The sequence below is a fragment of the Sphingobacterium bovistauri genome (genome assembly GCF_020295405.1).
In the GTDB taxonomy this organism is placed as follows: domain Bacteria; phylum Bacteroidota; class Bacteroidia; order Sphingobacteriales; family Sphingobacteriaceae; genus Sphingobacterium; species Sphingobacterium bovistauri.
Map to the genome: position 1 here is coordinate 15,870 of NZ_JADEYP010000002.1, position 24,028 is coordinate 39,897.

General features: G+C 37.3%; 14 protein-coding genes. 12 read left to right on the forward strand and 2 right to left on the reverse strand.

The annotated features are described in order from the left end of the window. Positions 1–36: 36 nt before the first annotated feature. Entirely contained in the window at positions 37–1,539 is a 1,503-nt protein-coding gene (gene atpD / locus IPZ78_RS01390) for a F0F1 ATP synthase subunit beta (protein WP_225551137.1), read from the reverse strand. A 505-nt stretch (positions 1,540–2,044) separates the two neighbouring features. Further along, positions 2,045–2,740, reverse strand: coding sequence for an NUDIX hydrolase (locus IPZ78_RS01395; protein ID WP_225551138.1), 696 nt, complete (start codon positions 2,738–2,740; stop codon positions 2,045–2,047). Between the two features lie 135 nt (positions 2,741–2,875). On the opposite strand from IPZ78_RS01395, the gene IPZ78_RS01400 reads away from it, so the two are divergent. The 12 genes from IPZ78_RS01400 to IPZ78_RS01455 are packed head-to-tail and all read left to right on the forward strand — an operon-like array spanning position 2,876 to position 23,956. Further along, positions 2,876–4,525: a ribulokinase gene (locus tag IPZ78_RS01400; RefSeq protein ID WP_225551139.1), complete on the forward strand. Its 1,650-nt coding sequence runs from the start codon at positions 2,876–2,878 to the stop codon at positions 4,523–4,525. Further along, positions 4,515–5,207 (forward strand): L-ribulose-5-phosphate 4-epimerase, encoded by a 693-nt coding sequence (locus IPZ78_RS01405; RefSeq protein WP_225551140.1) that lies wholly within the window; start codon positions 4,515–4,517, stop codon positions 5,205–5,207. The genes IPZ78_RS01400 and IPZ78_RS01405 overlap by 11 nt, the downstream gene beginning before the upstream one ends. Positions 5,208–5,236: 29 nt before the next feature. After that, positions 5,237–6,736, forward strand: coding sequence for an L-arabinose isomerase (araA, locus tag IPZ78_RS01410; RefSeq protein WP_225551141.1), 1,500 nt, complete (start codon positions 5,237–5,239; stop codon positions 6,734–6,736). A gap of 15 nt (positions 6,737–6,751) precedes the next feature. After that, positions 6,752–8,449 (forward strand): sodium:solute symporter family transporter, encoded by a 1,698-nt coding sequence (locus IPZ78_RS01415; protein ID WP_225551142.1) that lies wholly within the window; start codon positions 6,752–6,754, stop codon positions 8,447–8,449. Positions 8,450–8,472: 23 nt separating this feature from the next. After that, positions 8,473–9,615 (forward strand): aldose epimerase family protein, encoded by a 1,143-nt coding sequence (locus IPZ78_RS01420; RefSeq protein ID WP_225551143.1) that lies wholly within the window; start codon positions 8,473–8,475, stop codon positions 9,613–9,615. Between the two features lie 29 nt (positions 9,616–9,644). Continuing rightward, the gene (locus IPZ78_RS01425; RefSeq protein ID WP_225551295.1) at positions 9,645–11,588 is read left to right on the forward strand and encodes a glycoside hydrolase family 97 protein; all 1,944 of its coding nucleotides are present in this window, start codon (positions 9,645–9,647) and stop codon (positions 11,586–11,588) included. Positions 11,589–11,607: 19 nt separating this feature from the next. Next, on the forward strand, positions 11,608–13,173 hold the full coding sequence (locus IPZ78_RS01430; protein ID WP_225551144.1) for an alpha-N-arabinofuranosidase: 1,566 nt from the start codon (positions 11,608–11,610) through the stop codon (positions 13,171–13,173). 45 nt (positions 13,174–13,218) lie between these two features. Beyond that, a complete protein-coding gene (locus IPZ78_RS01435) occupies positions 13,219–15,195 on the forward strand; it encodes an alpha-L-arabinofuranosidase C-terminal domain-containing protein (protein ID WP_225551145.1) in 1,977 nt (658 codons plus the stop codon). 2 nt (positions 15,196–15,197) lie between these two features. Continuing rightward, positions 15,198–17,555, forward strand: coding sequence for a glycoside hydrolase family 127 protein (locus IPZ78_RS01440; RefSeq protein ID WP_225551146.1), 2,358 nt, complete (start codon positions 15,198–15,200; stop codon positions 17,553–17,555). 23 nt (positions 17,556–17,578) lie between these two features. Then, entirely contained in the window at positions 17,579–19,504 is a 1,926-nt protein-coding gene (locus IPZ78_RS01445; RefSeq protein ID WP_225551147.1) for a family 43 glycosylhydrolase, read from the forward strand. A 28-nt stretch (positions 19,505–19,532) separates the two neighbouring features. After that, positions 19,533–21,467, forward strand: coding sequence for a family 43 glycosylhydrolase (locus tag IPZ78_RS01450; RefSeq protein ID WP_225551148.1), 1,935 nt, complete (start codon positions 19,533–19,535; stop codon positions 21,465–21,467). Further along, a complete protein-coding gene (locus tag IPZ78_RS01455; protein WP_225551149.1) occupies positions 21,467–23,956 on the forward strand; it encodes a sugar-binding domain-containing protein in 2,490 nt (829 codons plus the stop codon). Before IPZ78_RS01450 ends, IPZ78_RS01455 begins: the two co-directional genes overlap by 1 nt. Positions 23,957–24,028: the final 72 nt, after the last annotated feature.

Sequence of the window (24,028 nt, forward strand, 5' to 3'; positions counted from 1 at the left end):
TCTCATTACCCTATACTCAGTACGCAATACTTATAATTAAACTGCTTCTGCTAATAATTTCTTACCTTTCTCGATAGCTTCTTCGATAGAACCTACTAAGTTGAAAGCTGCTTCTGGGTATTCGTCAGTCTCACCGTCGATGATCATGTTGAAACCTTTGATTGTATCTTTGATATCTACTAACACACCTTTCAAACCTGTAAATTGCTCCGCTACGTGGAATGGTTGAGATAAGAAACGTTGTACACGACGTGCGCGGTGTACTGTCAATTTATCTTCTTCAGATAACTCGTCCATACCTAAGATAGCGATGATATCTTGAAGTTCTTTGTAACGTTGTAAAATTTCTTTCACACGTTGTGCTGTATCGTAATGCTCGTTACCTAATACTGCAGGAGATAAGATACGTGAAGTAGAATCCAAAGGATCCACTGCAGGGTAAATACCTAACTCAGCAATTTTACGTGACAATACTGTAGTTGCATCCAAGTGAGCGAAAGTCGTCGCTGGAGCAGGGTCAGTTAAGTCATCGGCAGGTACATATACTGCTTGTACTGAAGTGATAGATCCGTTTTTAGTTGAAGTAATACGCTCTTGCATCAAACCCATCTCTGTAGCTAATGTAGGTTGGTAACCTACCGCTGATGGCATACGACCTAATAAAGCTGATACCTCAGAACCCGCTTGTGTGAAACGGAAGATATTATCAATAAAGAATAATACATCTTTACCTTGTCCATCACCTTCACCGTCACGGAAATATTCTGCAACAGTCAAACCTGATAACGCTACACGTGCACGTGCACCTGGAGGCTCATTCATCTGACCGAATACGAAAGTACATTTAGACTCTTTCATCAATTCTTGGTCAACAGTATCCAAAGGCCATTCGCCTTTTTCCATACCTTCCATGAAGTGATCTCCATATTTGATAATGCCTGATTCCAACATCTCACGTAATAAGTCATTACCTTCACGTGTACGCTCACCTACACCAGCAAATACTGAAAGACCACCGTGACCTTTAGCGATATTGTTGATTAACTCTTGAATTAATACAGTTTTACCTACACCAGCACCACCAAATAATCCGATTTTACCACCTTTAGAATAAGGCTCTAGTAAGTCAATTACTTTGATACCTGTGAAAAGGACTTCTGATTCAGTAGATAAATCTTCGAATTTAGGAGGTGTATTGTGGATAGGACGTCCATTAGTTTTGTCCAATTCGCGAATACCATCAATAGGATCTCCAACTACGTTGAATACACGACCTTTGATTTCTTCACCAACAGGCATTTTAATAGGAGCACCAGTGTCAACCACTTTCATACCACGTACTAAACCTTCTGTAGCATCCATCGCAATCGTACGAACACGTTCTTCACCTAAGTGTTGTTGAACTTCTAAAACGACACGTTGTCCATTTTCTTTTTCAATGTACAATGCATCGTAAATCTTAGGAAGATTTTCATTGTCGGCAAAGTTGACGTCAACCACTGGGCCGATAATCTGCGCTATTTTACCAATATTGGGCATATTATAGGGACTAAAATTTATTAATCAATTTATCCACAGGCTGTTTAATCAGTCTGTATTTCGGAATGCAAAAATAATGTATATCTTATTAAAAGCAAAGGGATTGTTAAGAATAATTTTAAATTTCTAGATACTTTGTTAAAACTTGAAATTTGTTGACCATAATAAATAAAAAATTGACCTTATTTTAGATCAATCAAGTTGTCTTTTTATAAGATCAATATTGAATTAAACTCCTGTTTTAGAGGTTTATATTATTATTTACAAGTAACCTGATTTATGAAAGGACTTTATTCGATTTATTTCTTCTTCGTCTTTAGTTAGTTTTTTATCAGCTAGAGTATCCAGCTTATTGTGAACTTTTATCAACAGTAAAATAGTTTTATAAAAAACGGATGGCGTCACAAGGATTTATCGCCAAAGATTGGGTAATGAAACTTATGTTAAGCAGGTGGATTTCTTGGTTTATATTCCACCTGCTTTGAAAATCTGTGTCCTAAATACTTTATTCTTCGTACCATCCAGGTAGAAAATTAAGAAATGAAATGATCTTTTCTTTATATACGGTTTTGTCTACTTTATAATAGTAAGCCCCTTTTTTTGAGTTTTCTTTATCTTTTTCGTTAAGTTTTATCAATAGTTTGGAGGCAAGTAGTTTTCTCGTAAAGTTCCTTTTGTCCAATTGGTTTTCATAAACAGCTTCGTAGAGAAGAGTAATCTGTGGTATGGTAAATTTATCTGATAATAGCTCAAAAAGAATAGGGTATAGAGCTGCTTTCTTTTTTAATTTATTGTGAGCTTCTACGACCATTTCATTATGATCAAAGATAAGTGGTGGACATTTGTCTAGTTTAAACCATTTTGCTTTATAGTCTGTACTTAATATTTCTGTATTGATAAGGGCAAAATAACATAAACTGACTACGCGTTCTTGTGGCTCCCGATCTGGATTTCCAAAAACAGCAAATTGTTCCATATAGATGTCATCCAATCCGGTCAAAGATTTTAATACGCGTTGGGCAGACTCACTTGGTGATTCCTTTTCTTCCACGAATCCGCCCATCAAACTCCATTTTCCTTTTTCGGGTTCGAAGTCACGTTGAATAAGTAGTATTTCTAGTTCCTCTTTGTTGAATCCGAAAATAATACAGTCAACGGCAAGAAGTATCTTTTTATTCTTTTTGTAGAAGTCTAAAGTCATGAGCTTAAGATAAATATTTCTATAAAAATTAAAAAAAAATTTTAAACTTCAAAAATAAGTGTTAATTTGACACTAATTATTAAGACATCTGTCTATTTTAGAAAACAATTATAAACTGAAAAATCAACAATAGTAATGAGTAGTCCTTGTGTAATAGGGGTGGATTTTGGTAGTGATTCCGTACGAGCAATATTAGTAAATGCTATTAATGGAGAAGTATTAGCATCTCGGGTAAGCTATTACCCACGCTGGAAAGAGGGGTTGTATTGCAATCCGTCTATTAATCAATTTAGGCAACATCCATTAGACTATTTGGAAACCTTGGAAGAGGTGATTAGGGGATGTATTGAAGATACATCTGCTGAGGTCGCTAGTCGAGTAGTGGGGATATCTGTCGATACAACTGGCTCCACGCCAGTAGCTGTTAATCGCGAGGGGGTGCCGTTGGCACTTACGGCAGAATTTAAAGAAGATCCTAATGCTATGTTTGTCTTGTGGAAAGATCATACAGCGATTAGAGAAGCAAGCGAAATCAATCAACATGCAAAGAGATATAAAACCGACTATTTGAAATATGTCGGAGGAGTATATTCTTCTGAATGGTTTTGGGCTAAAATGTTGCATGTTCTCCGTGAAGATGAAAAGATACAACGTGCAGCTTATACTTGGGTAGAGCATTGTGACTGGATACCGTATGAATTAACAGGCGGAAGGGATGTCACACTATTGAAAAGAGGTGTATGTGCGGCAGGTCATAAAGGTCTATGGGCAGAAGAGTTTAATGGGTATCCACCTAATGAATTTTTCACGGCATTAGATCCATTATTAAAGGATCAAGTACAACGCTTAGGCAATCAGACATATACATCGGACCAATTTGTAGGAAAGTTATCCTATCAATGGGCTGAGAAGCTTGGACTTAGTACCGATGTCGTAATTGGGGTTGGTGCTTTTGATTGTCATATGGGAGCTGTAGGAGGTGAGATTGAGCCATACTATTTGAGTAAAATCGTAGGCACATCAACTTGTGATATATTGGTTGCTCCAGAAAAAATAGAAAATACTTTAAAAGGCATTTGTGGACAAGTGAATGGTTCAGTAATCCCTAATATGGTTGGATTGGAAGCTGGGCAGTCTGCATTTGGTGATGCGTACGCTTGGTTCAAAAATATCCTTATGTGGCCCTTACAAAACATCTATGAAATAGAAGAGTCGAAACTTCAAGAAATAGAATCGACTCTTCTTTCCAAATTGAGTGAAAAGGCGAATGTAATTGTTCCAAATGTGAAGCATCCAATTGCAATCGACTGGCTGAATGGTCGCCGTACGCCATTTGCTAATCAAAATTTAAAATCTTCATTGCTAGATCTTAATCTAGCGTCTGACACAGTGTTACTTTTCCGTGCAGTGGTGGAGTCTACATGTTTCGGAGCGCGTAAAATTGCAGAATGTTTTATTGAACAAGGTGTACCTGTAAAAGGGATTATTGCTATGGGGGGGATTCCTAAAAAGTCTCCTTTTATTATGCAAATGATGGCTGATATTCTAAATATGCCTATCAAGGTACATAAGTCGGATCAAACTTGTGCTTTAGGGGCGGCTATGTTTGCTGCTGTGGCGGCAAAAGTATATCCAACTGTTGAAGATGCGATGAGAAATATGGGACATGGTTTTGAGAAAATTTACTCTCCAAACAAAGATGTAGTTGGTATTTATCAAGAAAGATACGATAGGTACTTATTAGCAGGTGATGTAATAGAAAATAATTTATACGATGTACAATAATATAAAAGAAGAAGCTTTTGAGGCGAATATGAACCTAACCAGGTTGGGGTTAGTGAAATTCACTTTTGGAAATGTCAGTGTATTTGATAGAGAGAAAGGTGTTTTTGCGATTAAGCCAAGTGGAGTGCCTTATGAAATTTTGAAAGCTGATGATATGGTCATTGTGGATTTAAATGCTCAAGTAGTAGAGGGTACTTTACGACCATCTTCAGATACGAAGACACACGCCGTATTATATAAAGAATGGCCTGAATTGGGAGCTGTAGTTCACACGCATTCGGTTTACGGTACAGCCTGGGCTCAGGCGAATAGAAGTATTCCCATTTACGGTACTACACACGCAGACCATTTGACTAAGGATATTCCTTGTGCACCACCAATGGCAGACGAGATGATTGAGGGAAATTATGAATATCAAACAGGATATCAAATCATCAATCACTTCGAAGAGTTGGGTTTGGATCATCAAGAGATACAAATGATTTTGGTAGGAAATCATGCTCCATTCACTTGGGGCAAAGATGGCAAACAGGCGGTATACAATGCTGCGGTATTGGAATATGCCGCGGAATTGGCATACTATTCAGAGGTCATTAATCCAAAAATAGAACGCTTAAAACCATCATTAATTAAGAAACATTATGAGCGTAAGCATGGTAAAGATGCTTATTACGGTCAATAGTTAAAACCTTTTATAACATTATTTATTTTATGATATCATTAGAAACTTTAGAGGTTTGGTTTATTACAGGTAGCCAAGATTTATACGGAGAAGAAACTTTACGTCAAGCAGCAGATCATTCAAAGGAAATAGCAGCATATTTTGATCAACACAATGGAATTCCCGTTCGTGTAGTTTTCAAGCCTATAGTTAGAAATACAGAAGAAATATACCAAACGATATTAGCAGCTAATAATACAGCAAATTGTATAGGTCTAATTACTTGGATGCATACATTTTCTCCTGCGAAGATGTGGATTCGTGGTTTGCAAATATTAAATAAACCATTGTTACATCTTCATACACAGTATAATCGTGATATTCCATGGGATTCTATTGATATGGATTTCATGAATTTAAATCAAAGTGCACATGGGGATCGAGAGTTTGGTTTTATTGTTTCACGTATGCGTTTACCACGTAAAGTAGTGACAGGGCATTGGCAAGATCCTGAGGTTATAGCAAGCATTAATGTCTGGTGTCGTGCGGCGGCAGCTTGGCAGGATTGGCAAGGTGCAAAGTTTGTACGTTTTGGCGATAATATGCGTTATGTAGCAGTAACTGAAGGGGATAAAGTAGAGGCGGAAATTAAATTCGGTTTTTCAGTTAATACACACGGTATAGGCGATTTAGTAAAAGAAATAGATCAAATTTCAGATGCAGCGGTACAGGAATTATTGAAAGAGTATGAAGAGCAATATATTATGTCAGCTGATGTATTGGAAGGAGGTAAATATCGTTCCAATGTATATGACGCTGCAAAAATAGAGTTGGGATTACGTTCTTTCTTAGAAAAGGGCAACTATAAAGGGTTTACCGATACATTCGAAGATTTGTATGGTCTTTCACAGTTACCTGGATTAGCGGTGCAACGCTTAATGGCGGAAGGTTATGCTTTTGCAGGTGAGGGCGACTGGAAAACTCCAGCTATGGTGCGTGCTTGTAAAGTGATGGCAATGGGATATGAAGGCGCTAATGCATTTATGGAGGATTATACCTATCATTTTGATCCCGCAAATGCAATGGTCTTGGGGTCGCATATGTTGGAGGTAGATGCTTCGTTAGCAGCCAGCAAACCAAAATTAGAAGTTCATCCATTGGGCATTGGTGGCAAGGCAGATCCTGCACGTTTGGTCTTTGATGCCAAAGGAGGCCCTGCATTCAATGCATCATTGGTCGATATGGGAGATCGTTTCCGTTTGGTAGTAAATACAGTTGAGGGAGTCGAGGTGACAAATGAACTACCAAAATTGCCAGTTGCACGTGTGTTGTGGAAGCCTGAGCCAGATATGAAAACGGGCTGTACTGCATGGATTTATGCAGGTGGAGCGCATCATACAGTTTATAGCCAAAATCTTACAAAAGAGTATATGGAAGATTTCGCACGAATCGCTAAATTGGAATTAATTGTAATAGACAAATCAACGCAATTGGATCAGTTTGAAAAAGAATTGAGAAATAGCGAATTGTACTATAAGCTTCAAAATTAACCTATTTATAAACCTATGGAAAAGTTTGCAACGATTGACTACGTCATCTTTTTAATTTATTTCGTAATAGTCTCAGGTTATGGCTATTATGTGTACGCCAAACAAAAGAAGGAAACCGCTAGTAGTAAAGATTATTTTTTGGCTGAAGGCTCTCTAACATGGTGGGCTATCGGGGCCAGTTTAATTGCTTCTAATATTTCTGCTGAACAATTTATTGGAATGAGTGGTAATGGTTTTACCGTTGGTATAGCTGTCGCAGCTTATGAGTGGATCGCAGCTATAGCCTTAATTATTGTAGCGGTGTGGTTTATTCCTGTGTATCTCAAGAATAAAATATTTACGATGCCTCAATTTTTGAAGCAACGCTATAACGAGACTACGAGTTTAATTATGGCCATATTCTGGTTGTTTTTGTATGTATTCGTGAATCTTACCTCTATTCTTTATTTGGGAGCATTAGCCATCAGTAATTTAGGTGGTGGAGAGTATTTTCATATCATTATGGTTGCCTTAGCAGTATTTTCTATTATTATCACTTTAGGTGGTATGAAGGTAATCGGATTCACAGATGTGATTCAAGTGGTCGTTTTAATAGTGGGTGGTCTAGCAACTACGTACGTTGCTCTTGTGCTTGTGTCTGAGCATTTTGGCATGGGTAAAGATTTTATAGCTGGTTTTAAACAGTTAATGATCGATTCTCCTAAACACTTTAACTTAATAGTTGATAAACCAACGCCTGAGAGTACGCAAGAGGAAGTAAATAAATACCTGATGTTGCCTGGTATCGGGATGTATTTAGCAGGTATTTGGATTGTGAATCTAAATTATTGGGGCTGTAATCAATACATCACACAGCGTGCTTTGGGAGCAGATTTGAAAACTGCGCGTACAGGTATTTTGTTTGCTGGTTTCTTAAAATTATTGATGCCAATTATTGTAATGTTGCCAGGAATAGCAGCTTATGTATTGTACAAAAATGGCGCATTGCAAGAAGAGATGGCACCGGGAGGTAACTTTAATCCTGATAATGCTTATTCAGCTATCTTAGGATTTTTACCAAATGGAATGAAAGGATTATCATTGGCAGCATTGACTGCTGCAATTGTAGCTTCATTAGCTGGTAAGGCGAATAGTATTGCGACAATCTTCACAATGGATATTTACAATAAATATATCAATAAAGAAGCTTCTGAGAGAAAACTAATCAACGTAGGTAAAATCACCATCATCGTTTCGATTATCGTTTCTGTGTTTTTCACTTGGGATGATTTATTAGGAATAGGTGGTGCAGGTGGTTTCACCTTTATCCAAAAATATACTGGATTTATCTCACCAGGGGTATTCGCTATGTTCTTGTTGGGTATGTTTTGGAAAAGAACTACAGGTACGGCTGCAATTGTTGGTCTGATTACTGGATTTGTGTTGTCTATCGTATTCAACAATTTCGCACCAGCATGGTTTGGCAACGAAACTTTCTTATATACAGCATACAAAAATTCAGCAGGTGTATATGAAATTCCTTTCCAAATCTGTATGGGTTTAGCATTTATGTTCACCATGATTATAATGATATTGGTGAGTTTGTTTGGACCTAAAGAAAATCCTAAAGGGTTGGAATTGGATTCAAAAATGTTTAAAGTAGAACCTTCAGTAATGATTATGATTGTTTTGACAATCTTAATCGTGGGTGCTCTTTACGTGAAATTTTGGTAAATAAAACTTCAAATACCAGCATTATGAAAGTAAAATATTTAGGTTTCCTGTGTGCAGGAATATTGCTTGCGAGTTCGTGTCAGAACTCGCAAAACAATCAATCATCTACTGAAGTGGCAGTTCAAGATACTGCTGGCTTTTATAGCAAATTAGATGAGAAGGACGTTTTATTGTACGTGATCGAAAATGAGAAATTGAAAGTCAGTGTGACCAATTTCGGAGCGAGGTTAGTGTCATTGGTTGTTAAGGATAAAAACTCTAATCCTGTTGATATACTATTGGGCTACGATTCAGCTCAAGAGTTTATCGATAATACAAAGAATTTTTATGGTGCTGTAGTTGGTCGTTTTGGCAATCGTATCGGCAATGCTTCATTTACGTTGAATGGCTCTAGCTATCAGCTAGAGAAAAACGATGGTGAAAATTCACTTCATGGAGGAACTAACGGAGTTTACAATAAAGTATGGTCTGTTAATTCTATTACTAAAGACGCGATAACATTAGAGTATGTATCGCCTGATGGTGAAGCAGGCTACCCTGGGAATGTGACAATGCAGGTGACTTATAAATTAAACAACCAAGGTGGTTTAGAGATTGATTACCATGGAGAGACGGATAAAGAAACAATCTTGAATCTTACAAGTCACGGATATTTCAATCTAAATGGAGAGGGGGATTCGACTATTTTGGATCATGAACTACGGGTAGATGCTAATAAAATTACAGAAGTTGACAGTAAATTGATTCCTACTGGGAAAAGTTTAGATGTCGTTGGAACTCCATTTGATTTTACTAAAGCAAAAACTATAGGTTCGGATATTGATAAAACATCAGAACAATTGAAATATGGTAAAGGATATGACCATAATTTTGAACTAAATAAGAAGGATGGCTTTGCTGAAGTCGCAAGTCTTTACGCTCCAAAAACAGGTATTGAGATGAAAATATTAACTACAGAGCCAGGACTTCAGTTTTACAGCGGAAATTTCATGACAGATACTGATCCTAAAGGCAAAGCTGGAAAATCTTATCCTTTCCGTGCGGCTTTATGTTTAGAGACGCAACATTTTCCTGATGCTCCAAATCATGAGAATTTTCCATCTACGGTATTAAAGGGAGGTGAAAAATATACATCAAAGACTGAATATAGATTTTCGACAAGATAATATAGATCGTATAATAAATGTAAGATGTGATGAAGAAATTTTCTATTAGCTATTTCCTTCTGTTAGTGATATTTTCTATTCCTTTTTTTGTTTTGGGAGAAAATAAACCTACGCATATTTTTAGTCCATCTAAAAATATTGAGGTATCTGTATGGACCAACGGACAGGGTGAAATACAATATCAAGTCAAACACCGTGGTGCAATTGTATTGGAGACTTCTCAATTGGGATTGATTACTGAGCAACAAAATTTTGCTTCTAATCTTACTTACACAAGTGCAACAGCTAATAGATTAATTTCTGAGCAGTATGAGGCTATACAAGGGAAAAGGAAATACAATTCATATCAAGCGAATGAGCGTATATTATCTTGGAAAAATGCCCAAAATAAATCTGTTCAAATACGATTTCAAGTTTCTGATGATGGATTTGCTTTTCAATACTTACTGCCAAAATATTCCACATCTTCTGATCTTATTACAGCAGAAAAAACAAGTTATAATTTTTTAAATACTGCCAAAGGATGGCTACAACCGATGGCTATTGCAAAAACTGGGTGGGAACAAACAAATCCTTCCTATGAAGAACATTATCAAAAGGAAATTCCTGTAGGAACGCAAGAAAGTACCAAAACAGGATGGATTTATCCTGCTCTTTTTGAATCTAAAGGGAATTGGGTGTTAATTACAGAGGCCGGATTAGCACGTAACCATTGTGCGACGAGACTGCACTTTGAGTCACCTAATGGGGAATACCGCATCGCAATGCCTGATCAACGTGAAGTAATTAACGATAAAAATCTTTTTACAAAGATTGACAGCGACTTCGAATCGGCATGGCGTGTTGTGGCTGTAGGGAATCTTAAAACTATTGTGGAATCCGATTTAGCAAATGCAGTAGTAAAAAAGCCAATTTTGCCATTTTCATCATTTGTCAAACCAGGTAAATCTTCTTGGAGTTGGATCAATAGTAAAGATGATTTCATCGTTTACGATGAGCAAAAGAAATATATTGATTTTGCCGCTGATATGAATTGGCAATACTGTCTTATTGATGTCAATTGGGATACAAAAATTGGCTATGAAAAGATTGCTGAATTAAGCAAATATGCACAAAGCAAAAATGTAGGTTTATTGTTATGGTACAATTCGGCAGGAGATTGGAATACTGTAGGATATACACCAAAGAATAAACTGTTGACAAAAGAATCTCGTCGTGAAGAATTTAAAAAACTTCAAGATTTGGGGATTAAGGGATTAAAGATTGATTTTTTTGGTGGTGATGGACAGTCAGTGATCGATTATTATATCGACATCTTAGAAGATGCGGCTGAATATAAGTTACTATTGAATTTTCATGGTGCCACCCTACCCCGCGGTTGGGCAACTATATATCCGCATTTGATGACCGTAGAAGCTGTTCGTGGATTTGAAATGGTTACTTTTATGCAAGAAGATGCTGACAGAGAAGCTGAGATTTCTAGTATATTGCCTTTCACACGTAATGTCTACGATCCAATGGATTTTACACCGATGAATCTATCCACGTTAAAGACCAAAGTACAACGTAAAACAACCAAATCGTTTGAATTGGCGACAAGTATATTATTTCTTTCGGGCATACAACATTATGCTGAATCACCAGATGGTATGGAAAAGGTTCCAGAGGATATCAAGAATATGCTCCGAAAGCTTCCTAATCAATGGGATGACAGCAAGTTTATGAGTGGTTATCCAGGGAAGGATGTCGTTATCGCTAGAAAAGGAAATGATGCATGGTATGTGGCAGGTATAAATGGGGAAAATAAGGCGAAAACGCTAAACCTGGATTTGTCCCAATTTAAGGGAAATATAAAATTGAAAGTCACTGATAATGGATCAACAGATTCATTTCATATAGATAAAGGAATATCAACTAAACAATTGACAATCCCGATGAAACCCAACGGCGGATTCGTGCTTGTCATACAATAGCCTATTTAAAACTACTATTATGAGAAAAAAAATTTTTGGCGAAGTACTCAAATCGGGTGCTGTGCTTAGCATGCTATTTCTGATGCAGACAGGGCAAGCACAAGTCGCACAAAACAGCGTTAAACTTCAAGCTTCTGAAAAGAAAATTACCATTAACAAACATATTTACGGGCATTTTGCCGAACATCTAGGTCGCTGTATATATGGTGGTTTCTATGTCGGTGAAGATAATAGGACTATTCCACATACCGCTGGAGTACGTAATGATATCGTTGCTGCACTTAAAAAGTTAAAAATTCCTAACCTAAGATGGCCGGGAGGGTGTTTTGCGGATACCTACCATTGGAAGGATGGTATTGGACCTAAGGACCAAAGACCTACTATCGTCAATACGTGGTGGGGCGGGGTGACAGAGAATAACAGCTTCGGTACACATGATTTCTTAAATATGTGTGAACTATTAGAGACTGAACCTTACTTGGCAGGTAATGTAGGCAGCGGACAGGTGCAAGAACTCGCTGATTGGGTGCAATATGTTAATCATGCGGGTACAAGCCCTATGGCTGATTTGCGTCGTAAAAATGGGCGTGAAAATCCTTGGAAAGTGAAATATTGGGGAGTAGGAAATGAGGCATGGGGTTGTGGTGGTAATATGACACCAGAATATTACTCAGACGTATACCGCAAATATGCCACTTTTATGTCAGATTGGACAAACTCAGGCGGTTTAAGCAGAATAGCTTCGGGGGCAAATGGAGGTGATTACAACTGGACAGAAGTTTTGATGAAAAACATTCCACATGGTCTAGTTGATGGATTGGCGCTGCATCACTATTCAAATGTGCAGTGGAACAAAAAAGGTCCTGCAACAGGATTTACAGACGAGCAATATTTCAAAACTATGAAATCTGCTTGGCATATGGAAGAACTGGTAACGAAGCACTCAGCTATCATGGACAAATACGATGCGCGCAAGCGTATTGCGCTAGTGGTAGATGAATGGGGGGGATGGTACGAAGTAGAACCGGGTACAAATCCAGGCTTCTTGTACCAGCAAAACACCATGCGTGATGCTATGATTGCTGGGGTAACGTTGAATGTATTTAATAATCATGCAGAACGTGTACGAATGGCGAATTTAGCGCAAACTGTCAATGTTTTGCAAGCTGTAATATTGACCGAAGGTGACAAGATGATTTTGACACCTACGTACCATGTTATGGAAATGTATAAAGTTCACCAAGATGCGACCTTGATTCCATTGACATTACAAAGCAAAGATTACGTATTTGGCAATGAGAAAATTCCAGCTATTCACGCTTCGGCTTCAGCTAAAGAAGGTGTCACGCATATCTCTTTAGTAAACATTGATTCAAAAGTAAAACATGAAATCGTAGTGGATTTGGACAAATCATATAAGGATATCAGTGGAAGAATTTTAACATCTAAAACTTTAACTGATCACAATACTTTTGAGGCTCCTGATAAAATTAAACCAGTAGCATTTAATGGTGCAAAAGTGAAAAACAATCAATTAACAGTAGAAATAGCACCTTATTCTGTTGTTGTACTACAGTTAAAATAGTTGAAGGCCACAGCAGTTGGTTTATTTAAATTTAAAAGAAGACTCATGAAATTAAAACAATATATCGTTCTTGCTGCACTAGCAATGCAGAGCATTCAATTCAGTCATGCCCAGCAAAAATCCTTAGTTGTAGATGTAAATACTTCCACTGCTAAGGTAGATCCTAATATGTGGGGTGTGTTTTTTGAGGACATTAATATGGGGGCTGATGGTGGAATTTATGCTGAATTAATAAAAAATAGATCCTTTGAATTTTTCCGACCAATGATGGGCTGGAAAAATTTGGGTGCTGTTCGTGAGGGTAATTATCTTATTCTGAATCGTCAATTGAATAGTGAGGCAAACCCTCGTTATTTACGTGTACTAAAAGAATCTACAGATAAACAACCCATAGGATTGCGGAATGAAGGGTTCCGTGGGATGGGCGTTAAACAAGGAAATACGTATGAATTCTCACTTTGGTATCGTCAAAAAAGCCCAGGGATTACCGTTCGAGTTGAACTTGTCGATAGCCAAGGGGCTGTAATTGGAAAGTCTGAATTAAAACCATCGCAAAATAATAATCAGTGGCAATATCAAGAAGTAAGTTTTACATCAAGTAAGACAGATCATAAGGCAACTTTGCAAGTCTGGTTTGATGGAGATGGATCTATTGATTTGGATATGATTTCATTGTTCCCTACAGATACTTGGAAGGGACGAAAAAAAGGGTTGCGTGCAGATATGGTACAGACATTGGCTGATTTAAAGCCTGGTTTTATCCGTTTTCCGGGAGGATGTATCGTTGAAGGGTTTGATCTATCACAACGCTTCCAATGGAAGAAAACGGTAGGACCAATAGAGAGCAGACAACTTATTGTGAATCGTTGGAATACAGAGTTTGCCCACCGATTGACGCCAGATTATTTCCAAACATCTGGTCTAGGCTTTTATGAATATTTCTTGTTGGCCGAAGATTTGGGTGCGGAGCCGCTTCCAATACTAAATTGTGGCATGGCCTGTCAATTTAATACAGGGGAAGTCGTGCCTTTGGATCAATTGGATGAGTATGTACAAGATGCTTTGGATTTAATTGAATTTGCGAATGGTTCTGTAAATAGTACTTGGGGCAAGTTACGTGCAGATATGGGACATCCTGCCCCATTCAATTTGAAAATGTTGGGCGTAGGTAATGAAAACTGGGGTCCACAATACGTAGAACGTTTGAAAGTATTTCAAGATGCTCTGAAAAAATATCATCCTGAGATTAAAATAATTGCAAGTTCGGGGACCGATCCAGAGGGTGCGCGTTTTGATTATTTGGATAAGGAATTACGAGCGATGAATATTGATATCATTGATGAGCATTTCTATAGAAATCCAGAGTGGTTTTTGTCTAATGCAAAACGCTATGACAAGTATGATAGAACTGGCCCTAAAATATTTGCAGGAGAATATGCATCGCATAGCAAAAACAATAAAAAGCCTGAATATCGTAACAATTGGGAAGCAGCACTTTCTGAAGCAGCATTTTTGACAGGGGTTGAGCGTAATGCTGATGTTGTCCAATTAGCTTCTTATGCACCATTATTTGCACATATCGATGGTTGGCAATGGACTCCTGATTTAATTTGGGTAGATAATTTGAATGTTTTTGTAACGCCAAGTTACCATGTTCAAAAAATGTATAGCACCAATAAGGGAACAGACGTCGTACCGTTATTGCGTGATGGAAAAATGTTGGCTGGGGAGGACAATTTATATGGCTCAGCTGTAGTGGACAAAAATACTAAAGAATTGGTATTGAAAATAATCAATACAGGTGAAAGCCAAGAGATATTGAATATCGATCTAAAAGGAATCAAGAAATCAAGTGGCGAAGCTGAAGTAAGTGTATTGCAACATGATGATCCTTTAGCTCATAATGAAGTAGGACAAGCACCCTCGGTATCACCAATAAATTCCAAGGTAAATTATAAAGGAAAGAAGCTTCCTTATACGCTAAAGGCGAAGTCAGTTAATCTAATAAAAATTAAATTGTAATAATGATGAGAAAGTCTGTATGCAGAAATATAGTATTCGCTCTTGCGCTGACTGTTGCTTCCTCTACAGCAGGAATTGCACAAGAAAATAAAGAGTCAATTTCACTTTTTAAATTGTCCGATGTGCAACTGAAAGATGAAATATTTCTGCATGCACAAAATCTCAATAAGAATTATCTATTAACGCTTGATCCAGATAGATTATTAGCTCCGTATCTACGCGAGGCAGGTCTTAAACCCCGAAAAATAAATTATACCAATTGGGAAAATACGGGATTGGATGGGCATATAGGTGGACATTATATTTCAGCATTAGCCTTATTGTATGCTGCGAGTGGAGATCAAAAGGTTTATGCTCGTTTAGACTATGCGTTGAAAGAACTTCAAAAATGTCAAGATAACTTAGGTACAGGATATATTGGGGGGGTACCTGGTAGTAAACAATTATGGGAAGATGTCAAACAGGGTAAAATTAGAGCTGGTGGATTTGATTTAAATAGCCGTTGGGTACCGCTATACAATATCCATAAAATCTATGCAGGACTACGCGACGCTTATTATTTAGTAGGCCGAGATGATGCCAAACAGATGTTGATAAAACTAATGGATTGGACATTAGATTTGGTTAGTAATTTAAGTGATGCACAAATCCAAGATATGTTGCGTAGTGAACATGGAGGTCTAAATGAAATATTTGCGGATGCAGCAGTAATAGCTAATAACGATCAATATCTCAAATTGGCAGAGAGATTTACACATCTGCAGATATTAAATCCTCTAATACAACAGAAAGACGAGTTGACAGGTAAACACGCTAACACCCAAATCCCTAAAATCATTGGAGCTAAGCGTATTGCGGATCTCCAAGGTCGCAAAGATTGGGATAATGGTGCTCGATATTTTTGGGATAATGTGGTGACAAAGAGAACAGTCGCGATTGGAGGAAATAGTGCGAGTGAGCATTTTCATCCTTCAGATAATTTTTCAAATATGATGTCCAACATCGAAGGACCTGAGACTTGCAACACATACAATATGATGAAACTCAGTACGCAGTTTTTTCAGTCAGATGGCGATAGTAAATATGTAGATTATTATGAGCGTGCCATGTACAATCATATCTTATCATCACAACATCCAGTACATGGTGGATTGGTGTATTTTACACAAATGCGTCCTTCACATTACCGTGTCTATTCTCAACCCCAAACGAGCTTTTGGTGTTGCGTAGGATCGGGAATTGAAAACCATTCAAAATACGGCGAATTTATCTATGCACATCGCAACAATGAATTGTTTGTTAATCTTTTTGTCGCTTCTGAGTTAAACTGGAAAGAAAAGGGAATTCAACTCATCCAACAAACTACGTTTCCACAAGAAGGACAAACCACATTTATTTTAAAAACGAAAAAGAGTATTGCTTTGGCTGTTAAAGTTCGTTATCCAAGTTGGCTTCCTGAAAATGGAATCACAATTAAAGTCAATGGCAAGAATTTCATTGCTACTGTGGACAAACATGGGTATATATCGATAGATCGCCAATGGAAAAATGGTGACATTGTCAACCTTAATTTTCAAATGGAAGTGAATGTAGAACAATTGCCTGATCAATCCGAATTTTATGCATTCCGTTATGGTCCAATAGTCTTAGCCGCAAAAACTAATGATACTAATATGACTGGTTTGATCGCGGACGATAGTCGCGGTGGACATATTGCCAAAGGAGACCAAATATCCATGACGGAAATACCTCATTTAGTCACTTCTACACCTAATGAGCAAGTTGAAATGGTGTCAGCAAAAGATTTGCGATTTAAGTTAAAAAGTCTACAAGTCAAAAATCAAGCTACACAAATGGAATTGATGCCATTTTACCAATTGCATGATAGCCGATACATAATTTATTGGCCTCGTGTTGAATCTTCGAATCAACTTACAGAACAATTGGTAAAATATGAGAAAGATAATCGTCAACGCAGATTAAACACAATTACTGTGGATCAAATTCAAAGTGGTCAACAACAATCTGAATCTGATCATGGGATACAGTATCATGAATCAAATATCGGGTCTGATAATGGTGTACAGTGGCGTAATGCTACAGGTTGGTTTTCTTACATCATGAACAATAAAAATACAAGAGCAAAATACCTTTGGATCTCAGACTTGGAAGGTACATCAAAAGATTTTGATGTACTGGTTAACGATGCCCTCATAAAGCCTGAAATTATCAATACAGCAGGCAAATATTATAAACTGCAGGATGGAACGGAGAAAAATATAATAATTCTTAAGGCGAAGCAAAATCAAACCACTCCAAAAATCAAAGAAATACGATTATTGACAGAAATAATAGAATAAAAACATTACGATACAAATTAACAATGAACCTAAAAAAAATATTTATACCATTTCTAATGTTGTTGAGTCAGTCCTTGGTGGCTCAGCAACAAAACGATACACCTAAATTTGAGGGGTATTTGTTTGCTTATTTTGAAGGAAAGAGCGACCCTATGAAGCGTGAGTATTTACGCTTTGCGACGAGTTTAGATGGCATTAAATGGAAAGCGATGAATAACAATTTTCCATTAATATCTTCTGATACCATTGCGAGTACAGGAGGTATCCGTGACCCACATTTATTGAGGGGACAGGACAAAGGTTTTTATATGGTAGCAACCGATATGAAGACGTTCAAAAATGGATGGGACAATAACCCTGGCCTTGTTATGATGTATTCTGATAATTTGGCAGATTGGAAACACAAAGTCATTAATCTAGAAAAGTCATATCCTAAAAAGTTTAAAAATGTAAAATGGGTGTGGGCACCGCAAACATTTTATGACAGCAAAAAAGGTAAGTATTTAGTTTACTTCACTGTTCGCTATCATCATAATGAGAAGCTAGATTTCTATGCCGCTTACGCGAATAAAGATTTTACGGGTTTTGAATCAGAGCCAAAGCTTCTTTTTAGTCCAAAATTTGGTGGTATTGATGGCGATATTATTTTTGATAAAGGGATTTATCATTTCTTTTATAAAGGAAACACCAAGGATGCTAATGGCAAAGAATTCAAAAATGGCATAAAAGTAGCAACGTCGAATTCACTATGGGGACCATGGAAAGAAAATGACGGTTATTTGGATGCTTATGCAAATACCCCCACCAAAGTCGAAGGTTCTAGTATCTTCAAACTTAATAATTCGGATGAATATTTGTTAATGTACGATGTATATTCTGATGGTCGATACGAGTTCCAACGCAGCAAAGATTTAGCAAATTTCACGGAGAAACCAGAGTCATTTACTAAGAATTTTGACCCTAGACATGGAAGTATAATCTCTATTACAAAAGAAGAAGCTAGAAATTTGGATCGCAAATGGGGAGGAGTAGTTCCTGAACTTGTTCAACCAAAAGAAAAAGAAGATCGATACGTTTTTCAGCATAAAGGAAATCCAATCATCCAACATCATTATACAGCCGATCCAGCAGCGTTGGTAAAGGGTGATACGCTTTGGTTGTATACAGGGCACGATTTCGAAGGAGGACAGCGTGGCTATGTCATGCGCGATTGGTTAGTATATTCCACAACGGATATGAAGACTTGGACAGAATATCCAGTGCCTCTACACGTATCAGAGTTTAAGTGGGCTACGAGTAAGGCAGCTTTTGCAGGTCATGTTACGGAGCGAAATGGTAAATATTATTTTTATGTAAGTACCAATCATACTGGAATAGGCGTTGCGGTCGCTGATCGACCTGAGGGACCTTTCAAGGATGCTTTAGGAAAACCTTTATTGACCAATAAAGACTGTTTTGCATCTACGCATTCTTGGGCTTGTATTGATCCAGCGGTTTATATCGATGATGATGGTACAGCATGGATTTTTTGGGGGAATCGAGAATGTTATTATGCCAAGTTAAAAGATAATATGATTGAAATTGATGGGGAAATTAAACAAATCAATTTTGACGGATTTTCATTCACAGAAGCTCCCTGGATTCATAAATACAAAGGAAAATATTACTTAACTTATGCTACAGGATTTCCAGAGAAAATTGAATATGCAATGTCTGACAATATCCAGGGTCCATGGGAATACAAAGGTATATTGAATGAAATCGCAGGCAATAGTAACACAAACCATCAGTCAATTCTTGAATTCAAAGGGAAATGGTATTTCATATACCATAATGGGGGAATCAACACAGATGGAGGAAGTTACAGTCGTTCTGTATGCATTGATAAAATGGAATATAATGATGACGGTACCATTAAACGAATTGTCATGACTTCCGAAGGAATATAATAACTCTATCAAGCTAGAAACTAATATTATGATACAAATACTCAATAAAACAACATCCATTAAGAGAAAAATAGCAGCTTTTCTTTGTATACATTTACTAGTACTCACTGTAGGTGCACAGCCATATAAATCAGGCCCTGCTGATAAAGATTATGTAGGCTATTTGTTTTCTTATTTCCGTGGTAATGCAGTAGAGAATGAAGTAGTTTGTTATGCTGTCAGTACAGATGGTTACAATTATAAAACTTTAAATAAAAATGAACCTATACTTAATTCATCAAAGATCAGTCTGACTGGTGGTGTTCGTGATCCGCATGTATTGCGTGGGCATGACGAAAAAAGTTTTTATATGGTATTGACAGATATGACTTCATCAAAAGGCTGGGATTCGAACAGAGCAATGGTATTGTTAAAGTCAAACGATCTTATCAATTGGACACATTCTAACATACATATTCAGAAGCGTTTTAAGGGACACGAAGATTTGAAGCGAGTATGGGCTCCTCAAACTATCTATGATGAATCTGCAGGAAAATACATGGTTTATTGGTCAATGAAACATGGTGATGGACCAGATATCATCTATTATTCGTATGCGAATGCTGATTTCACTGATTTAGAAACAGAGCCAAAGCCATTATTTATTCCTAAGAACCAAAAATCTTGTATCGATGGAGATATCGTTAATAAAAATGGGTTATTCTATCTCTTTTACAAGACTGAAGGTCATGGAAATGGTTTACGCTTGGCATTGACAGATTCATTGACTTCGGGCAAATGGATCGAGCAACCAGGCTATAAACAACAAACACGTGATGCGGTGGAAGGGTCAAGTCTTTTTAAATTAAATCATTCAGACAAGTACATCTTGATGTATGATGTATATCACAAAGGCCGTTATGATTTTACAGAAAGTACAGATTTAGATCGATTTAAATTAATCGACGAAAAAATTTCAATGGATTTTCATCCCAGACATGGTTCTATTATCCCAATTACTCGCTCTGAATTAGTTGCATTAACCAATAAGTGGGGTAAACCAGAAGGTATAGAAATTCCTAAGGCGAAAAATCCTGTTTTGGAGGGTTATTATGCCGATCCAGATATTATCTATTCACAAAAACATAAAAAATACTTTTTGTATCCGACAAGCGATGGCTTTGATGGTTGGGGTGGATATTACTTCAAGACATTTTCATCGGAAAATCTGAAAGATTGGAAAGATGAAGGTGTTATTTTGGATTTGAAAAAGGATGTATCATGGGCCAATCGCCATGCTTGGGCACCGACAATAACAGAGAAAAAAATAGGTAAAAACTACAAGTATTTCTACTACTTCACGGCAGCACAAAAGATTGGTGTTGCGGTGTCTGATGAGCCTACTGGGCCTTTCAAAGATTCAGGCAAAGCATTGATTGATTTCAAACCTGAAGGTATAAACCGTGGTCAAGAGATAGATCCAGCTGTTTTTAATGATCCAAAGTCAGGAAAAAGTTATTTGTACTGGGGGAATGGATATTTGGCGGTAGCAGAACTGGAGAAAAACATGATTGACATTAAGAAAAGTACAATGAAAATCATTACGCCAAATGGAACCTTCCGTGAAGGTGTCTTTGTTATTGTTCGTAATGGTAAGTATTATTTCTTCTGGTCTGAAGATGATACACGTAGTCCAAATTATAGTGTGCGCTATGGGTATTCTGATTCACCAACAGGCAAAATCATCATTCCAGAAAACAATAAAATTTTACAAAAGGATCCAGCCCGTGGCATATATGGTACAGGACATAATTCTGTAATTCAAGTACCTGGCAAGGACGAATGGTATATTGTTTATCATCGTTTTAGTATCCCTAATGGTATCGCGATGGGCGATGCAGCTGGTTATCACCGTGAAGTATGTATTGATCCGTTGAAATTTGATGAGAAAGGTAATGTATTGCCTGTTATTCCTAGTTTGTAATGAAATTTTCAATTAAAATACTGCTAAGTAGCTTATTGGTCATCTTTGCATATGTTGACGTATGGGCAAATGCTGGGTTTGGTGTACAAACTAAATTGAATAATGGTTGGTTTTTCAAACTTAGCGACATCAAGAACGGAGAAGGAATAAGGCAATTTGACCGTTCTTTCCAACGCATAGATTTACCACACGACTGGTCAGTCAAACAAGCATTGAATCCTTCACTAGCGAGTGCTACGGGGTATTTGCCTGGCGGTATTGCTTGGTATTATAAAGTGATTAATGTCCCAAAAGAAGATGCTAACAAAAAGATGGCTATCTATTTTGAAGGTGTTTATAATCGTAGTGATATGTACGTCAACGGGCAGTCTCTAGGACATCGACCAAATGGATATGTTTCATTTATGTATGATTTGACTAAGCATTTAAAATTTGGTGAAGACAATGTAATAGCTGTACGAGTGGATCACAGCCAAGATGCAGATTCAAGATGGTATACAGGATCTGGAATTTATCGTGATGTATGGTTAGTGAAGTCGGAGCCCATCCATATTGACTTGTGGGGGGTATATTGCTATCCCGAGATCAGTAAAGATGCAGGAACATTGCAAATAGAATTGAATTTGGTAAATGATCATAGTCAATCCAAGAAAGTCAAAGTCGAATACGAACTTATAGACCCCAATGGTAAAGTTGTAACTAAAAAAGCAGCTCAACATACATTAGCTGAAAATCAAAAAAATCAGTTTAAATCAAGCCTGAAAGTTCTTAAGCCACAGCTTTGGTCTTTGGAGTCTCCAATTCTTTATCAATTAGTAACTAAAGTTTACGATAGAGATCAATTAATTGATAGTTCTACGGTCAATACAGGGTTTCGTAAATTCACTTTTGATCCGAATCGAGGCTTTGCTTTGAATGACAAATGGATGAAAATGAAAGGTATCTGTTTTCATCATGATGCAGGTGTCCTTGGGGCAGAGGTCTACAAAGAGGTGTGGGAGCGTAGGCTATTAAATCTAAAAAAAATCGGTGTCAATGCGGTTCGAACTAGTCATAATCCACAAGCATCTATCGTATATGAGTTATGTGATAAATTAGGTTTATTGGTAATTAACGAAGCATACGACGAATGGGAATTTCCAAAGAGAAAATGGTTAGAGGGTTGGAATGTGGGTACACCAGGATTTCAAGGTACTTATGATTATTTTGAAAAGTGGGGTGAAGAAGATTTAGCAAGTATGGTTAAGAGGGATCGCAATCATTTATCCATTTTTGCATGGAGCATAGGTAACGAGGTAGACTATCCAAACGATCCCTATTCACATTCGATTTTAGATGGTGATAAAAACAAAGGGTTTACGCAAGCTATCTACGGTGGTTATAAAAAGGATGCACCAGATGCCATGCGCCTTGGGGATATTGCAAAGAAGTTGGTGGCTGTTGTGAAAAAATATGATTTAAGTAGACCCGTAACAGCAGGGTTAGCTGGTGTAGCCATGTCAAATGAGACTGATTATCCAAAAGTATTGGATATTGCCGGGTATAATTATACCGAAAGTAAGTACCATGAAGACCATAAAAAATACCCTAATCGTGTGATCTATGGTAGTGAAAATCGTCATGATTTAGAAGCGTGGAAGGCGGTAACTGATAATGAATTTATTTTTGGACAATTTCTATGGACAGGAATTGATTACTTGGGGGAGTCGGGGCGATGGCCATCACGTGGATTTTATGTAGGATTATTAGATCTTGGAGGGTATATCAAGCCAAGAGGGTATTTTAGGCAATCACTATGGAATGAAAAACCTATGCTGTATATCGGAAGTTATCCTTTGCATGATGCAAATTGGGAGGATAATACATCCGTTTTGCAAATATCAGAGCGGAGACGGAACGAAGCTCCTTCTACAGATGCTTGGCCGATATGGAACTATATAAATGGGCAAATCATTCGTGTGGTATGTTATACCAATGCACCACAAGCCTATCTTGAATTGAACGGCAAGATAGTAGGAGAGAAAAAGTCTGATAAGGGCAATCATGGTGTTCTATTTTGGGATATTCCATACACTGATGGTACATTGGTAGCTGTTGGTTTGGATCAAAGTGGTAAGGAGGTGTCTAGGAATCTCATAAAAACTTCAAAAAGAGCGAAAGCAATTACTGTAATGCAAGGCAGTGAAATTACCATTTCAAAAGATGGAGAGATTGGACAGTTGGAAATTCAGCTCGTAGATGAAGATGGTGTTCCTGTACTTCTTTCTGATGAAGAGATTACGTTTGAATCTTCTCGAAATATTCGTCTGTTAGGTATGGAAGCAGGTAATAATTCTGACATGACGAGCTATACAGATAATAGACATCGAGTATTCAGGGGAAGAATGATTATCTATTTCAAAGCTAACCAAACGGATGAAAAAACGGGTAAGATTGTTTTGTCATCTAATTGGTTGAATAAAAAAGAAATCAATGTGGCTTTTAATTAAGTCTATAGGTTTATAATTATAGTTATCAAAATTTGGGAATGGTTATAATATATTTTATAGCCATTTCTCATT

Excerpts from the sequence above, each read along its gene's own strand:
- atpD (WP_225551137.1), bottom strand. The coding sequence starts at position 1,539 with ATGCCCAATATTGGTAAAATAGCGCAGATTATCGGCCCAGTGGTTGAC.
- IPZ78_RS01395 (WP_225551138.1), bottom strand. The coding sequence starts at position 2,740 with ATGACTTTAGACTTCTACAAAAAGAATAAAAAGATACTTCTTGCCGTT.
- IPZ78_RS01400 (WP_225551139.1), top strand. The coding sequence starts at position 2,876 with ATGAGTAGTCCTTGTGTAATAGGGGTGGATTTTGGTAGTGATTCCGTA.
- IPZ78_RS01405 (WP_225551140.1), top strand. The coding sequence starts at position 4,515 with ATGTACAATAATATAAAAGAAGAAGCTTTTGAGGCGAATATGAACCTA.
- araA (WP_225551141.1), top strand. The coding sequence starts at position 5,237 with ATGATATCATTAGAAACTTTAGAGGTTTGGTTTATTACAGGTAGCCAA.
- IPZ78_RS01415 (WP_225551142.1), top strand. The coding sequence starts at position 6,752 with ATGGAAAAGTTTGCAACGATTGACTACGTCATCTTTTTAATTTATTTC.
- IPZ78_RS01420 (WP_225551143.1), top strand. The coding sequence starts at position 8,473 with ATGAAAGTAAAATATTTAGGTTTCCTGTGTGCAGGAATATTGCTTGCG.
- IPZ78_RS01425 (WP_225551295.1), top strand. The coding sequence starts at position 9,645 with ATGAAGAAATTTTCTATTAGCTATTTCCTTCTGTTAGTGATATTTTCT.
- IPZ78_RS01430 (WP_225551144.1), top strand. The coding sequence starts at position 11,608 with ATGAGAAAAAAAATTTTTGGCGAAGTACTCAAATCGGGTGCTGTGCTT.
- IPZ78_RS01435 (WP_225551145.1), top strand. The coding sequence starts at position 13,219 with ATGAAATTAAAACAATATATCGTTCTTGCTGCACTAGCAATGCAGAGC.
- IPZ78_RS01440 (WP_225551146.1), top strand. The coding sequence starts at position 15,198 with ATGATGAGAAAGTCTGTATGCAGAAATATAGTATTCGCTCTTGCGCTG.
- IPZ78_RS01445 (WP_225551147.1), top strand. The coding sequence starts at position 17,579 with ATGAACCTAAAAAAAATATTTATACCATTTCTAATGTTGTTGAGTCAG.
- IPZ78_RS01450 (WP_225551148.1), top strand. The coding sequence starts at position 19,533 with ATGATACAAATACTCAATAAAACAACATCCATTAAGAGAAAAATAGCA.
- IPZ78_RS01455 (WP_225551149.1), top strand. The coding sequence starts at position 21,467 with ATGAAATTTTCAATTAAAATACTGCTAAGTAGCTTATTGGTCATCTTT.